Origin of the sequence: Streptomyces corynorhini, assembly GCF_003346515.1 — a bacterium.
GTDB classification, from domain to species: Bacteria; Actinomycetota; Actinomycetes; order Streptomycetales; family Streptomycetaceae; genus Streptomyces; species Streptomyces corynorhini.
Genome location: NZ_QQNA01000316.1, coordinates 1 through 13,771, shown reverse-complemented (window position 1 = coordinate 13,771; position 13,771 = coordinate 1). Strand labels below are relative to the sequence as shown.

Below are 13,771 nucleotides of genomic sequence, written 5' to 3'. Positions count from 1 at the left end.
GCGGCCCCGGGCGACGGGAGGGCAGCGGGACCGGGCGGCGGGACAGGGCAGCGGGACCGGGCGGCAGGACCGGACAGCGGGACCGGGCAGCGAGGCCGGACAGCGGGACCGGGCAGCGGATGAGCCGCCGCCGGGGTGGCCGGACGCCCACCGGCCATGAAATGCGACTTAAAGCATCTTTCTCGCCATAAAGTGACAGACCTACCTAGATCGTTCGATCGTTCGTTCCAGGAGCGTCTTGCCCCCTCGCCGCGTCGCAGCCGGAACAGCGCTGGCCACCACCGCCGCGCTGGCCCTGGCCCTGTCCGCGTGCGCCGGGCAGAGCGGGCTCAGGAGCGCGGGCCCGACGCCGACCGCGATCGGGCCGGTGCGCCTGTGGCCCGGTCTCCCGCCCATCTCGGCGCCGCCGCTCGACTTCGGGGAGTCCACCCGCGAGCGCGTTCCCGGCATCGAGGTCGCCCACGACGACATCGACACGGTGAGCCCGGTCGCCGTCGTACGGGCGGAGGTCGCCGCCCACCCCGACGACGTGACCGGCGTCGACGGGCTCCCCCGGGAGACCGCCGCACGGCTCGCCGAGTGCGGGGAGGGGGCCCGGCGCGGCCCGGGGTGCCCGGTCCTGCGCGCGTACCACCACGATCTGACCGGCAACGGCCGCGACGAGCTGATCATCGGCATCGAACTCCCCTATCAGCAGCTCGCCGTCCGCTGCTACACGGCGGAGAAGGGCGCGCTGATCCGGATCATGTCCACCTCGGACCAGATCGTCGGCGCGGAACTGGCGGGCAGAGACCTGGTTCTGCGGGTGGTCTCGGCGGGCATCCCCGGCTACGAGTACCGGACCGCCTGGTCCTGGGACGGCCGCCGGGGGACGATGCTGCCCACCCGGGACGAGATCGTCCCGGCCGTGACCCCGGCGCCCTCGGGGCGCCCGAGGGTACGGCGGGGACCACTCCCCGGCCAAGTGGGCCCGTCGCTCCCCGGCCAAGTGGGCCCGTCGTTCCCCGGCCCGGTGAGGTCTCCGCTCCCCGGCCCGGTGGGGTCGCCCGTGCCCGGTGCGGTGGGCCCGTCGCTCCCCGGCCAAGTGGGCCCGTCGTTCCCCGGCCCGGTGAGGTCTCCGCTCCCCGGCCCGGTGGGGTCGCACCTGCCCGGTGCGGTGGGCCCGTCGCGGCCGGGCACCACCGGTTCCCCGCCTTCCGGCCCCGGCGGGCCGTCCCCGCTGGGCCATGTGGGCCACCATGCCCTCCTCGCGGCCTCCGACCACGCGAGCCCCCCATGACGCCCCGGCCGACGCGACCCCGGCTGCCCGCCTGGAGCGCCACCCTCACCTGGAAGGCCGCCGTCTTCATCACGGTGATGTGCTGCGCGCTGGCCGCGCTGCTCGGCGCGCTCGTCCATGTCTCGGTCACCCGTCAGACCGTCAATTCCGCGCGGGAGAAAGCACTCTCCCGGCTGACCTCGGTCACCCGGACGTACGAGGCAGGTGAGCCGCTCCCGCGCTTCGCCGGGCTGGACGCCCCGGGGCTGCCGGAACCGCTGCGCGCGCTCGCGCTGCGCGGCAGGCGCGGCACGATGGTCGCGGACTTCGACGGACGGCCCACCATGTGGGCGGCCGGGCCCGCCGACGGCAGGACGCTCGTCGCCCGCGTCGACTACACGCTCAGCCAGAACACCATCACCAATCTGGACCAGGCGATCCTCGGCTCCTCCGCGCTCGCCATCGGCGCCACTCTCCTCGTCGGCGCCTTCGCCGTCACCCGGGTGACCCGGCGGCTGCATCTGACGGCGCGGGTGGCCCGGCGGATCGGCGCGGGCGATCTGGACGCGCGCGTCAACGACCCCCGCGCGAAAGGCCCTTCGCGCCCGCAGGACGAAGTGGCCACGGTCGCCGCCGCGCTGGACACCATGGCCTCGACGCTCCAGGACAAGCTGCTGAGCGAGCAGCGCTTCACCGCCGACGTGGCCCACGAGCTGCGCACCCCGCTGACCGGGCTCTCGGCCGCCGCCGAACTGCTGCCGGAGAGCCGGCCGACCGAGATGGTGCGCGAACGGGTGCGGACGATGCGCACGCTGACCGAGGACCTGCTGGAGATCTCACGGCTCGACGCCCGTACGGAGCAGGTGGATCTCGCCGTCCATCCGCTGGGGCCGCTGGTCGCGGGGGTGGTGCGCGCCTCCGGCACGCAGTGCGAGGTACGGATCGTGCGCGACGTCCCGGTGGAGACGGACCGGCGGCGGCTGGAGCGGGTGCTCGGCAACCTCGTCGCCAACGCGCACCGGCACGGCGGCCCGCCCGTGGTGCTGACCGTGGACGGGCCGACCGTGACCGTACGCGATCACGGCGCGGGCTATCCGGCGTATCTGCTGGAGCACGGGCCGCAGCGGTTCCGTACGGAGGGCGGCGGCAAGGGGCACGGGCTGGGGCTGACCATCGCCGTCGGCCAGTCGGCGGTGATCGGGGCCGGGCTGGTGTTCGGCGACGCGCCGGACGGCGGGGCGCTGGCGCGGCTGACGCTGCCCGCGTACGTACCCGATGGCACATCAGATCAGGGCCTCGGAGAACCGGACGGCCGGTCACCGGACAGCCCGTCACCGGGCGGCCGTCCGCCGGGGACCCACCCACCGTAAAAAGTGCGGACCTTGAGCAGCCGACCTAGCGTGAACCACGCGAGGTCGGCCGGTCGCACGGCCCGTCGCCCCGCGCCGCAGGTTCCAGGCACCCAGGCACACCAGGAACACAGGAGTCACCATGCACGTGCGTTCCCTCGGCCGTACCGCCGCCACCCTCGCCGTCACCACCGTCGCCGCCGCGGCGCTCGCCCTCACCGCGGTCGCCCCGGCGAGCGCGGCGCCCACCACCACCGCGGCGGCCAGCACCGCGGAAACCGCCGCCGCGCCCGCCGTCTCCGTCCTGGCCGCGCCCGGCGACTACCTGGGCGAGGTCACGGCCAGGACCGGACTGCTGCTCCACGACAAGCCGTACCGCAGCGCCCGTGTCGTCGGCTCGGTCGAGTACGGCCAGATCGTCCGGATCTTCTGCCGGGTGAACGCCGACGACGTCGAGGGGAACAGCACCTGGTACCTCCTCGCGGACGGCCGCTGGGCCTGGGCGTCGGCCAAGTACATCCGCAGCATCGGCGCGGTCCCCCACCTCTGCTGACCGCGCGCCTCCGCCGACCACGCCCCTCCCCCACCACTCCCGACGGGACGCCGCTCCCGACGGGACGCCACTCCCGACGGGACGCCGCACCTGACGGGACGCCACTCCTGACAGGCGCCACTCCCGACAAGGCGGCATGCCTTACGCGCCCGCACCCCCATAAGCGGACATAAGGCATGCCGCCTTGCTACGTTGCCGGACATGACCGCAACGACGGCGGACGCTCCCCCGCCCGCGCCACGCCTGCGCAGGCGGCGCGGCGTCGAACTCTCGCTCCTCGTCTGCGCCGTCCTCGTCTCCGTCTTCGGCTACATCAGCGTCGGCCTCGGCAAGAACCACACCCTGCCGCCGGACGCGGCCGGTTACGGCGCCGGTCTCGGGGCCCTGGCCCTCCTCGCGCACATCGCGGTACGGCTGCGCGCCCCGTACGCGGATCCGCTGCTGCTGCCCATCGCGATCCTGCTCAACGGCCTTGGCCTGGTGCTGATCTACCGGCTCGACCTGGAGACCCCGAACGACCGGGCAGCGCCCACCCAGCTGATCTGGTCGACGCTGGGCGCCGCGCTGTTCATCGCCGTCGTCGCGTTCCTGCGCGACCACCGGGTCCTCCAGCGGTACGCCTATCTCTCGGTGGCCACCGCGCTGGTCCTGCTGATCGTGCCGATCTTCTTCCCCGCCGTGAACGGCGCGAAGATCTGGATCAGGTTCGGCGGATTCTCCATCCAGCCGGGCGAGTTCGCCAAGGTGCTGCTCGCGGTCTTCTTCGCGGCGTACCTCGCCGCCAACCGCAACGCCCTCGCGCACACCGGACGCAGGCTCCGGCGGCTCCAGCTGCCCACGGGGCGGGTGCTCGGCCCGCTCGTCGCCATCTGGGCGCTCAGCGTGCTCGTCCTGGTGCTCGAACGGGACCTGGGCACCTCGCTGCTCTTCTTCGGACTCTTCGTGATCATGCTGTACGTGGCGACGGGCCGCACCGGCTGGATCGCGGTCGGGCTGCTGCTCGCGGCCGTCGGCGCGTTCGCCGTCGGCTCGCTGGAACCCCACGTACACAGCCGGGTGGAGGACTGGCTGAACCCGTTCGCCTCCATCGAGGCGGGACGCGGGCCGGGTCAGCTGGCCCAGTCGCTCTTCGCGTTCGCGGCAGGCGGGATGCTCGGGACCGGTCTGGGGCTCGGCCGGTCGATCCTGATCGGCTTCGCCGCCAAGTCGGACTTCATCCTCGCGACGGCGGGCGAGGAGCTGGGGCTGGTCGGGCTGACCGCGATCTTCCTGCTGTACGCGCTGCTCGTCGCGCGCGGCTTCCGTACCGGGCTCTCGCTGCGCGATCCGTTCGGCCGGCTGCTGGCGATCGGTCTCTCCGCGATCCTGGGGCTCCAGGTGTTCGTCATCGCGGGAGGGGTGATGGGGCTGATCCCGCTGACCGGCATGGCGATGCCGTTCCTCGCGCAGGGCGGCTCGTCCGTCGTCACCAACTGGGTGATGGTGGCGCTGCTCATCCGGCTCAGCGACTCGGCGCGCAGGCCGCGCCCGGGGGAGGACCCGCGATGACGCGATACATCCGGCGGACGGCCGTCTTCTTCCTCCTCCTGCTGGCCGCCCTGCTGGTCAACTCGGCGCGGATCCAGGTGCTCGACGCTGACTCGCTCGACCACAACCAGGGCAACCGCCGCGACACGGTGGCCCGTTACTCGCAGCCGCGCGGCCCGATCCTGGTCGACGGCAAGGCGGTCACCGGCTCCCGGGACACCGGTCAGCAGCTGCGCTACGAACGCACCTACCTCCAGGGCCCGCTGTACGCGCCGGTCACCGGCTACGCCTCGCAGACGTACGGCACGACACTGCTGGAGAACGCCGAGGACTCCGTCCTGTCCGGTACGGACCCGCTGCTCGCCCCGTTCCCCTTCTGGAACGACATCACCCGGGGCCGCAGCCCCGGCGGCAAGGTCGCCACCACCATCAAGGCGGCCCCGCAGCGCGCCGGGTACGAGGGGCTCGCCGGCCGGCGAGGCGCGGTGGTGGCGGTCGAGCCGTTCAGCGGCCGGATCCTGGCCCTGGTGAGCAGCCCGTCCTACGACCCCGGGCTGATCTCGGGTACGGGTACGGCGGTCACCGACGCCTGGACCGGGCTGAACGACGAGGCGGCGCAGCCGATGCTCAACCGGGCCATCCGGCAGACCTATCCGCCCGGCTCGGCCTTCAAGATCGTGACGGCGGCAGCCGCGCTGGACGCCGGGACGGTCACCGATGTCGAGGCACCCACGGACATCCCGGAGCCGTACGTCCTGCCGGGGACGGACACCACGCTGCCCAACGAGGCGGAGGGGTGCGACCGGGCGTCGCTGGAGTACGCGATCAGATGGTCGTGCAACACGGTGATGGCCGGGCTCGGGGTGGAGACGGGGCTCCCGGCGATGGTGAAGTCGGCGGAGAAGTTCGGCTTCAACGACGCGGGGATCAGGATCCCGTCCGGGGTGGCGGCCTCGAACTTCGACACGCGGATGAGCGACGACCAGTTGGCGCTGTCGTCGATCGGGCAGTTCGACACCCGGGCCACTCCGCTCCAGATGGCGATGGTCGCCTCGGCCGTCGCCAACGGCGGGGAGCTGAAGTACCCCTTCCTGGTGGACCGGACGCTGGCCTCGGACGGCGACACCCTCACCCGTACCGGCGAGCGGACCTACCGGCGGGCGATGAACCCGCTGACGGCGAACCGGCTGCGGCAGATGATGATCGGCGTCGTCGAGGACGGCACGGGCACCAACGCGGCGATCGACGGCGCGACGGTCGGCGGCAAGACGGGGACGGCGCAGCACGGGGTGGGCAACTCCGGTACGCCGTACGCCTGGTTCATCGCGTGGGCGCAGGCGGGCGATTCGAGCCGGCCCGCCGTGGCGGTGGCGGTGGTCGTGGAGGACGCGGAGGCGGACCGGGCGGACATCAGCGGGGGCGGCGACGCGGCGCCGATCGCGCGAGCGGTGATGGAGGCGGCGCTGAACGAGTGAGCGGAGCGGCGGAGCAGGGCCACCTCCGTCGTGCTCGTGGCGGGCGCCTTCGCGGGCTGCGTCACTCTCCGGCCCCAGGACGGCGGCCGGTGGCTGGAGCACTTCTACCTCTCCCCCGCCGTCCAGGGCCGGGGCCTCGGCTCGGCGGTGCTGGGCTCGCTGCTGGCGCGGACCGACGCCGAGGACGCGGCCGTACGGCTGGACGTGGTCCGGGGCAGCGCGGCCAGGCGGCTCTACGAGCGGCACGGGTTCACGGTGGAGTGCGAGGACCCGATCGACGTGTACATGGTCCGCCCACCGGGCGGGAGCCCCGGCGCGCCGCCTCAGGCCCACGCGGGTGCCCAGGTGCCGGTGTCGGGGCGGCCCGGGTAGGCGGAGGTGAGATGCCGGCGCAGCACGGCGAGGGCGGGGTGCGGGTTGTCGGTGCGCCAGATCAGCGAGTGCGGGTAGACCGGGGTCGGGTCACGCAGCGGGATGCGCCGCAGGTCGTGGCCCGCGGGCCAGACCAGCGGAGTCCGCTCGCTGACGAAGGTCGCCAGTGTGGTGGAGTCCGCGATCGTGTCGAGGAGCGGCTCGATACCGAAGTTGGGGCCGACCGTGTCGATGGTGAGCCCGAACGCGGCGGCGAGTTCGTCGTAGTAGGCGGCCCACTCGGTGCCGGGGAGGTTGCCCGGCATCCAGATCCGGCGCCCGGCGAGCTGGGCGGGCGCGATCGCGTCGGCGGCGGCGAACTCGTGCGCCGGTCCGGTGAACAGGTACAGCGGTTCGTCGAAGACCGGAGCGGCCTCGACACCGTCGGGGAGCGGCCGGCCCCGCATCGTCACGGTGCGGAAGGTCGCGTCGATCATCCCCGACCGGACGGCGGCGATGGCCGTCTCGTGGTCGAACAGGGTGACGACGTCCAGCTCGGTCTCCGGATAGACGCGGTGGAAGTCGCGCAGCAGACCCGCCACGGAGAGCCGACGGCCGAGCACATCGACGCGCAGCGCCCGCCGCCCCGGCAGCACGGAAGCCGCCGCCCGCTCCTCGGCCTGGAGGAGGGCCCGCGCGTAGGGCAGGAACGCCTGCCCGTCGATGGTGAGCCGGGCTCCGCGGGCCGTACGGCTGAAGAGCCGCACGCCGAGGTCCTTCTCCAGCGCGGCGACGCGCTTGGACACGGCCTGCGGGGTGATCGACAAGTCGACGGCGGCTTCCTGGAACTGTCCCGCGTCCGCGGCGGAGACGAAGGTATGCACGGCGATGAGGTCCACGCCGACCATCCTAGAGGGACAACCGATCGTTGTTTCCACGCGGCGAAATGATGGCTTTGCCGCCTCGCGCCGGGATCACTTAGCCGCCTCTGGCCAACGGACGGTTTCGCAGGGTAAGGCCGCGCCGGATCTGCCCCGTCACCCTGAGCCGACCGCCGCCTGACCGCCTGACCGCCCGACTCAACCGACTCACCGACTCGCCGACTCGCCGACTGACCGACTAGCCGAGCGGCTCGCGGCGGGCGCGCCAGATCGCCGGGACCGCGTCCGTGCCCGTGCGGGCCGCGACGATGCCCCCCGTGATGGCGCAGGTGGTGTCGGTGTCACCGCCGCCCTCCGCCGTGGCCCAGAGCGCCGCCGTCAGGTCGTCGCGGTGTCTGACCGCCGTCCAGACCGCGAAGGGGACGGTGTCGTCGGCGCGGATACGGCTTCCGCTGCCGAGGAGTCCGGCGGCGGCGCGGGGCTCGGTGGCGAAGGGGAGTTCGGCGGCGCGCGCCAGACCGTCCCGTACCGGCCCCTTCGGGGTGGCCTCGGCGACCGCCGCGACGGTCAGCTCGCACCGTACGGACAGGGCCGCCGCCACGGCGACCGCCACCGCGCCCGCGATGCCCTGCGGGTGCGCGTGGGTGACCTCCGCCGAGCGCGCGGCCTGTTCGGCGACGAGGTCGAGGTCGGCGGCGAACCGGGCGCCGAGGGGCGCGACGCGCATGGCGGCTCCGTTGCCGAGGCTGCCGCCGCCGTCGAACAGCCCGGCGGCGAGGGTGCGCCAGCTCTCCGGTTCCGCGAGGAGCGCGGGCAGCAGCATGTGCATGCCGTATCCGTAGCCCCGGCCGGGGTCGGCCTCGAACGCGAGGGCGAAGGCGAGCGCCAGCCGGTCCTGGTCGATCACGCCGCACTCGTCGAGGACGCGGTGGATCGCGAGCGCCATCGCGGTGTCGTCCGTCCAGAGCCACTCGGACTCCGCCGGGGTCTCCCTGGCCGCGATCTCGTCGTACGCGCGCCGCGGTTCACGGAAGAGCGGGAACCAGCGTTCGCCGAAGGCGTCGCCCAGGGCGAGCCCTTCGAGGCTGCGCCGGGCGGCGGCGAGGCCGACCACACGGTCGGGGCCGACCACACGGTCGGGGCCAGGGTCTGAGGCGCTGCGGGGGTCCGGGTCTCGGGCGGTCATACCGGCCATCGTGCCGTGAACCGGCGCGTCCGTGCCGCACTATTCCCTCGTATATCCAGTATGAAGGGTCGGAAGGGCCGAATCCGTCCTCCTGGCGGACGATTTCCCGCCGTCCAGGGGCAGTTACCGTCCCTCCTATGCCAACAACCCCCCTTTCAGAGGCACTTCTTCATGCCCACGACCACGGCGGCGACGGCCCGCCGCTCGTGCTCCTGCACGGCTCGGGCCGGTCCCGCGCCGACTGGACCGCCGTGGCGCCGCTCCTCACCCACCGGCACCGGGTGCTGGCGGTCGACCTGCCGGGCCACGGAGGCTCCGAACACACCGAGGGCCCCTGGTCGTTCGACGGTGCCGTCGCCGCGCTGGAGCGGGTGCTGGTCGCGTACGGCATGCCGGACGCGCTGCCGGTGGGGCACTCCCTGGGCGGCATGGTCGCGCTGCACCACGCGGCCCGGCGCGGGGGGAGGTCCGGCGGTGACGGCGCGGGCGCGCCCCCGGGCGCGGTCGATCTGGACGGCTTCTGGTGGGGCAGGCCCGAGCAGTACCCGGGGCTCGACCGGGAGGCGGTGGTCAGCGGTCTCGCCCGGATCGGGGAGTTGATCCGTTCGGCCGCCGGACAGATCGCCGAGCCCGATCACTCACCCAACAGGCAGCGTACGCGGGCCTGTTCGGCATTCCGTATGCGCGAGCGGAGGCCGCCGCGCGCGGTGCGGTCCGGGAACTGCCCGACGGCCGCTTCCAGACACTGCCCGTACGCGAACGGGCGCTGGAGATGTACACGGCGCTGGACGGCCTCGACCTGATGGCGCTGGTACGGAGCGTGCCGTGTCCCGTCCTGTGCGTACGGGGCCGCCGGGCGCAACCGCCGACGCCGGGCATGGAGTGGTTCGAGGAGCTGACCGCCGCGTACGCGAAGGGGCTCGACCGGGACCTCGCGGCGGCACGGGCCGAGCGGGACTCACTGACCGTCGAGGACATCGACGCCACCCACGCGATGCTGCTGGAGGAGCCGGAGGAGATCGCCGCGCTCGTGCTCGCCTTCACCGGCACCTTGTGACGACAGCGGTGACGGCCGTACCGGCGACCGCTGTTGGGCAGCGCGTCGACAACTGGCGCTTCGGGGATTGACGTCCTTACTGACACGGAGTCTCATAAGGAGTGACCGCCGGTAACCCAGCCATGAGGTGTACTCAGCCATGACGCCACCCCCGCCGCCGCCACGGCCCGTCACATCGCCGACGCCCGCCACCGCCGACGACGTACAGCTGCTCCGCGACGCGCTCGGCCCGCTCAGGGACCGCGAGCAGGTCGCCGCGCGGCTGCTCGAAGCCTCCGCCGCACACTCCTTCGACCCCGACGGGGAACTCGACTGGGACACCCCGTTCGAGGACGGGAAGTGGTTCTGGCCGCCGGAGCTGATCTCGCTCTACGGCACCCCGCTCTGGGAGAGGATGTCCGAGGAGCGGCGGATGGACCTGGCCAGGCACGAGTCGGCGTCGCTGGCCTCGCTGGGCATCTGGTTCGAGATCATCCTGATGCAGCTGCTGGTGCGGCACATCTACGACAAGCCGGTGACCAGCAACCATGTCCGCTACGCGCTCACGGAGATAGCGGACGAGTGCCGGCACTCGATGATGTTCGCCCGGCTGATCCAGCGGGGCGGCACGCCCTCGTACCCGGTGCCCAGGCGCTACCACCAGCTCGCGCGCGTCCTGAAGACCGTCTCGACCACTCCGGGCTCCTTCGCCGCGACGCTCCTCGGCGAGGAGATACTCGACTGGATGCAGCGGCTCACCTTCCCCGACGAACGCGTCCAGCCGCTCGTGCGCGGCGTGACCCGTATCCACGTCATCGAGGAGTCGCGCCATGTCCGTTACGCCCGGGAGGAGTTGCGGCGCCAGATGGTGACCGCGCCCCGCTGGGAGCGGGAGTTCACCCGGCTCAGCTGCGGCCAGGCCGCGAAGGTCTTCTCCGTCTGCTTCGTCAACCCGCGTGTGTACGAGGATATCGGCCTCGACCCACGGGAGGCCGTCGCCCAGGTACGGGCCAGCGGGCACCGCCGAGAGGTGATGCGGTCGGGCGCGAAGCGGCTGACGGACTTCCTGGACGACATCGGCGTATTGCGCGGGCCGGGACGCCGGATGTGGCAGGCGTCGGGGCTGCTGGCCTGAGGCGCGGGCTACGCGGCGGTGAGGCGGGCCTCGTGCCGGTAGTCGGTGGGCGGGACGCCGTAGGCGGCGCGGAAGGCGCGGCTGAAGGCGGCGGCGTGGTGGAAGCCCCAGCGGGCGGCGATGTCGTGGACGGGCACGGTCCGCAGCGCCGGGTTGGCCAGGTCGTGGCGCGCGCGTTCCAGGCGCTGGTGCCGGATGGCGGCGGAGACGGTGACGCCCTCTTCCCGGAAGAGACGGTGCAGGTAGCTGAGGGAGATGTGGTGCGCGGCGGCCACGACGGGCGGGGTCAGCTGCGGATCGTGCAGGTTCTGCCGGATGAACGCCCGTACGCGTTCCATCATGGCCCGGTGGCGCGTCTCCGGCGGCAGGGCCGCCTCGGCGTCGAGCAGTTGGGCGAACCAGGCCGCCAGCAGGTCGAGCAGGACGGTGCCCAGGCGCGGCGCCTCGGACTGCTGGAGGACGTCGGACTCCCGGTTGAGCCCGGTGAGGAAACCGGTCAGCAGAGCCCCCGTCCCCTCTTGTCCCGGCAGAGGTCTTCCGAGCAGGTGCCGGACCCGGTCGGGCGAGGCGGGCAGCAGCGCCTTGGGGAACTCCACCCCCACTCCGGTGATCATGCGACGGTCCCGGTCGTCCGGCGGAACCACTTCATAGGGCTGCGAGGTGTCGGCCACCCACACGTCGGACGGACCGTAGGTCTCGGTCCGTCCGACGTGGTCGAGCCCCAGCCCGCCACCGAGCACCAGCGACAGGTGGTACTCCTCGGGGTCGGACTGCCGAATCAGTTTCGCGTTCCGCCGGAACCGCGCGGGCAGGAACGACGCCGGCCACACGGTCACCGGCCCCAGCCGCAGCAGCCGCTGCTCAGCCCAGTAATCGAGGGCGTGGTCGCTGCTCAGGTCGCTGGGAGCGGTCGTCCGGTTGGTCAGCTCCCGCCAGTAGTCGAACCGGTCCTCCACCGGCACGTCCTCACTCCGGAACACCGTCCCGATCATCGCGCTCCCACTCCCCTGCGCTCGGCCCCCGTCGCACTCTGCCCACTGGCCGGCCTCCCGCCCACCAACGGGCAGCCTAACCGGGGGGCCGCACGGGCTCCGGCCCCCATACGGACGTACGGGACTCACGCCACCGAGGCGCTCACCTCGGACGCGAGCCACACCAGACGGGGCGAGCACCCGTCCGCCCGCCCGAAGTACCGGGCCACGTTCTCGGGCGCCGCGAGCCGCAACCGCCCACCGCCGCCGTCCACCCGCGTCACATCAGCCGCACCGTCCTCATGCGCGAGCCCCCAGGCGACGACGGCGGCGTCCTTGTCCTCCGCACCGTCGCCGTCGCGGTACTCGACGACGACGGCGAAGAGGCGGGGAGCGGTGTCGCGCACGAGTTCGTACAACTCCCGCTCGTAATCGAACGAGTTCAGGTCAAGGTCCTGCGGCGATACGGTCATGACGATCCCCTTCGGTAGACACGCCCATCCGCCTGATCGAGACGCGGCAGGGCACGGCGGAGCGAAGACGCCTTGCGGCGGGGCCACTTGGCTGTGGCTTGGTTCACACCGTAACGACGTCGCTATGATTCATCTACCTGACTGAGGAGAGAGCATCCAAATGAGTGAGGGAGAAATATGCGCCCCAAGCACCTTCCTGCCACCGTGCGACAGCGACGTCTCGGCGCGGAACTGCGCAGACTCCGCCAGCAGGCCGAACTGACCACAGCACAGGCGGGCGTGCTCGACGGCTCCTCGCAGCCGCGCATCAGCAGCATCGAATCGGGCCGTTACGCGGTGGGCGCGGACCGAGTCCGCGCCTTGGCCCGGAGCTACAGCTGCACGGACGAGGCGTACATCGAGGCGCTCACGGAGATGACCGGAGGACGGACACGGGGGTGGTGGGACGAGTACCGGACCTTGATGCCTCCGGGCGCCCTTGACCTGGCTGAACTCGAACACCACACCACGTCTATGCGAACCTCAGCCATGGGCCACCTGCCAGGACTGCTCCAGACCAGGGAATACGCCCGTGCCGTCATCAGTGATGTCGTGCCGTCGTTCGCCCCTCACGAGGTGGAACACCGCGTCTCGTTCCGGATCAAGCGACAGGTGGCGGTGTACGGGGAGAATCCGAAGCCACTCACCACAGTCCTGCACGAAGTCGCCCTGCACATGGGCTTCGGAGGCCCCGAAGTGACCCGTGGGCAGCTCAAGCACCTGCTCGAAATGAGCGAGCTGGAGCACGTCACGATCCTGGTAGTCCCTTTCGGCGCGGGCACTTTCCCCAGCGCCGGAACCGGCATCTACTACATGGCTGGCACGGTACAGGCCCTGGACACGGTCCAGCTCGACACGGACCACGGCCTCACATTCCTCGATGCGCAGCCGCAGTTGGCAAGGTACCGAATCATCCTGGACCACATTGAGCGTTGTAGCCTCAAACCATCGGGGTCCCGAGATTTGATCCGCCGCGTCGCAGCAGCTTTGTAAGAAAGGAAAGGCACATGTCCGCCCTCCACTGGCAGAAGTCCTCATACAGCGGTGACGGGAACGGCTGCGTCCACGTCGCCGCCGCCGACGACGGCACCATCAAGCTCATCGAGAGCGACGACCCCAACGTCATCGTCACCACCACCCCCGCCAAACTCCACGCCTTCATCCAAGGCATCAAAGCCGGAGAGTTCGACCACTTCGTCGCCTGAGCCCAGCAAGGAGGAGCTGAAACATGCCCGACTACAGCTGGCAGAAGTCGTCATACAGCGGCGGCGGGAACGGCTGCGTCCACGTCGCCGCCGCCGACGACGGCACCATCAAGCTCGTCGAAAGCGACGACCCCAACATCATCGTCACCACCACCCCCGCCAAACTCCACGCCTTCATCCAAGGCATCAAAGCCGGAGAGTTCGACCACCTCGTCGGCTAAGCCCAGCAAGGAGGAGCTGAAACATGCCCGACTACAGCTGGCAGAAGTCGTCATACAGCGGCGGCGGGAACGGCTGCGTCCACGTCGCCGCCGCCGACGACGGCACCATCA

At 71.9% G+C, this 13,771-nt stretch carries 16 protein-coding genes and 1 pseudogene; 13 read left to right on the top strand and 4 right to left on the bottom strand.

What is annotated here, in order from left to right; translation table 11 throughout:
• Positions 1 to 238 precede the first annotated feature (238 nt).
• The 6 genes and pseudogenes from DVH02_RS36845 to DVH02_RS30520 form a co-directional block, all read left to right on the top strand.
• Positions 239 to 1,279, top strand: coding sequence for a hypothetical protein (locus DVH02_RS36845; RefSeq protein ID WP_199566474.1), 1,041 nt, complete (start codon positions 239 to 241; stop codon positions 1,277 to 1,279).
• The gene (locus DVH02_RS30540) at positions 1,276 to 2,628 is read left to right on the top strand and encodes a sensor histidine kinase (protein ID WP_114627094.1); all 1,353 of its coding nucleotides are present in this window, start codon (positions 1,276 to 1,278) and stop codon (positions 2,626 to 2,628) included. The genes DVH02_RS36845 and DVH02_RS30540 overlap by 4 nt, the downstream gene beginning before the upstream one ends.
• A gap of 121 nt (positions 2,629 to 2,749) precedes the next feature.
• A complete protein-coding gene (locus tag DVH02_RS30535) occupies positions 2,750 to 3,160 on the top strand; it encodes an SH3 domain-containing protein (RefSeq protein WP_114627093.1) in 411 nt (136 codons plus the stop codon).
• A gap of 201 nt (positions 3,161 to 3,361) precedes the next feature.
• A complete protein-coding gene (locus DVH02_RS30530; protein WP_114627092.1) occupies positions 3,362 to 4,708 on the top strand; it encodes an FtsW/RodA/SpoVE family cell cycle protein in 1,347 nt (448 codons plus the stop codon).
• The gene (locus DVH02_RS30525; protein ID WP_114627091.1) at positions 4,705 to 6,162 is read left to right on the top strand and encodes a penicillin-binding transpeptidase domain-containing protein; all 1,458 of its coding nucleotides are present in this window, start codon (positions 4,705 to 4,707) and stop codon (positions 6,160 to 6,162) included. The genes DVH02_RS30530 and DVH02_RS30525 overlap by 4 nt, the downstream gene beginning before the upstream one ends.
• Positions 6,163 to 6,183: 21 nt before the next feature.
• Positions 6,184 to 6,534: pseudogene (locus DVH02_RS30520) on the top strand (GNAT family N-acetyltransferase); the annotation flags it as partial.
• Here DVH02_RS30520 and DVH02_RS30515 read toward each other — a convergent pair.
• Both DVH02_RS30515 and DVH02_RS30510 read right to left on the bottom strand, forming a co-directional pair.
• Positions 6,486 to 7,421, bottom strand: coding sequence for a LysR family transcriptional regulator (locus DVH02_RS30515; RefSeq protein WP_407697698.1), 936 nt, complete (start codon positions 7,419 to 7,421; stop codon positions 6,486 to 6,488). The pseudogene DVH02_RS30520 and the gene DVH02_RS30515 overlap by 49 nt on opposite strands.
• Before the next feature lie 211 nt (positions 7,422 to 7,632).
• Positions 7,633 to 8,580 carry an ADP-ribosylglycohydrolase family protein gene (locus DVH02_RS30510; RefSeq protein ID WP_199566473.1) on the bottom strand — a complete coding sequence of 316 codons (948 nt, stop codon included), beginning with the start codon at positions 8,578 to 8,580 and terminating at the stop codon, positions 7,633 to 7,635.
• A 137-nt stretch (positions 8,581 to 8,717) separates the two neighbouring features.
• Here DVH02_RS30510 and DVH02_RS30505 point away from each other — a divergent pair, with 137 nt between their 5' ends.
• From DVH02_RS30505 to DVH02_RS30500, 3 genes are all read left to right on the top strand, one after another.
• Complete coding sequence (locus DVH02_RS30505; RefSeq protein WP_233518556.1) at positions 8,718 to 9,383, top strand: alpha/beta fold hydrolase; 666 nt, start codon at positions 8,718 to 8,720, stop codon at positions 9,381 to 9,383.
• Positions 9,353 to 9,637, top strand: coding sequence for an alpha/beta fold hydrolase (locus DVH02_RS36545; protein WP_233518555.1), 285 nt, complete (start codon positions 9,353 to 9,355; stop codon positions 9,635 to 9,637). Before DVH02_RS30505 ends, DVH02_RS36545 begins: the two co-directional genes overlap by 31 nt.
• A 139-nt stretch (positions 9,638 to 9,776) precedes the next feature.
• Positions 9,777 to 10,751 carry an AurF N-oxygenase family protein gene (locus DVH02_RS30500; protein ID WP_114627088.1) on the top strand — a complete coding sequence of 325 codons (975 nt, stop codon included), beginning with the start codon at positions 9,777 to 9,779 and terminating at the stop codon, positions 10,749 to 10,751.
• Positions 10,752 to 10,759: 8 nt separating this feature from the next.
• Here DVH02_RS30500 and DVH02_RS30495 read toward each other — a convergent pair whose 3' ends face one another.
• Positions 10,760 to 11,743, bottom strand: coding sequence for a helix-turn-helix domain-containing protein (locus tag DVH02_RS30495; protein ID WP_114627087.1), 984 nt, complete (start codon positions 11,741 to 11,743; stop codon positions 10,760 to 10,762).
• Positions 11,744 to 11,868: 125 nt separating this feature from the next.
• Positions 11,869 to 12,195 (bottom strand): hypothetical protein, encoded by a 327-nt coding sequence (locus DVH02_RS30490; protein WP_114627086.1) that lies wholly within the window; start codon positions 12,193 to 12,195, stop codon positions 11,869 to 11,871.
• Positions 12,196 to 12,372: 177 nt separating this feature from the next.
• On the opposite strand from DVH02_RS30490, the gene DVH02_RS30485 reads away from it, so the two are divergent.
• The 4 genes from DVH02_RS30485 to DVH02_RS30470 form a co-directional block, all read left to right on the top strand.
• A complete protein-coding gene (locus tag DVH02_RS30485; RefSeq protein WP_114627085.1) occupies positions 12,373 to 13,227 on the top strand; it encodes a helix-turn-helix domain-containing protein in 855 nt (284 codons plus the stop codon).
• A 14-nt stretch (positions 13,228 to 13,241) separates the two neighbouring features.
• On the top strand, positions 13,242 to 13,439 hold the full coding sequence (locus DVH02_RS30480; RefSeq protein ID WP_114627084.1) for a DUF397 domain-containing protein: 198 nt from the start codon (positions 13,242 to 13,244) through the stop codon (positions 13,437 to 13,439).
• Between the two features lie 23 nt (positions 13,440 to 13,462).
• Positions 13,463 to 13,660 carry a DUF397 domain-containing protein gene (locus DVH02_RS30475; protein ID WP_114627083.1) on the top strand — a complete coding sequence of 66 codons (198 nt, stop codon included), beginning with the start codon at positions 13,463 to 13,465 and terminating at the stop codon, positions 13,658 to 13,660.
• A 23-nt stretch (positions 13,661 to 13,683) separates the two neighbouring features.
• Positions 13,684 to 13,771 (top strand): DUF397 domain-containing protein (locus DVH02_RS30470; protein WP_147286167.1); only part of this gene is annotated, 88 nt, incomplete at its 3' end.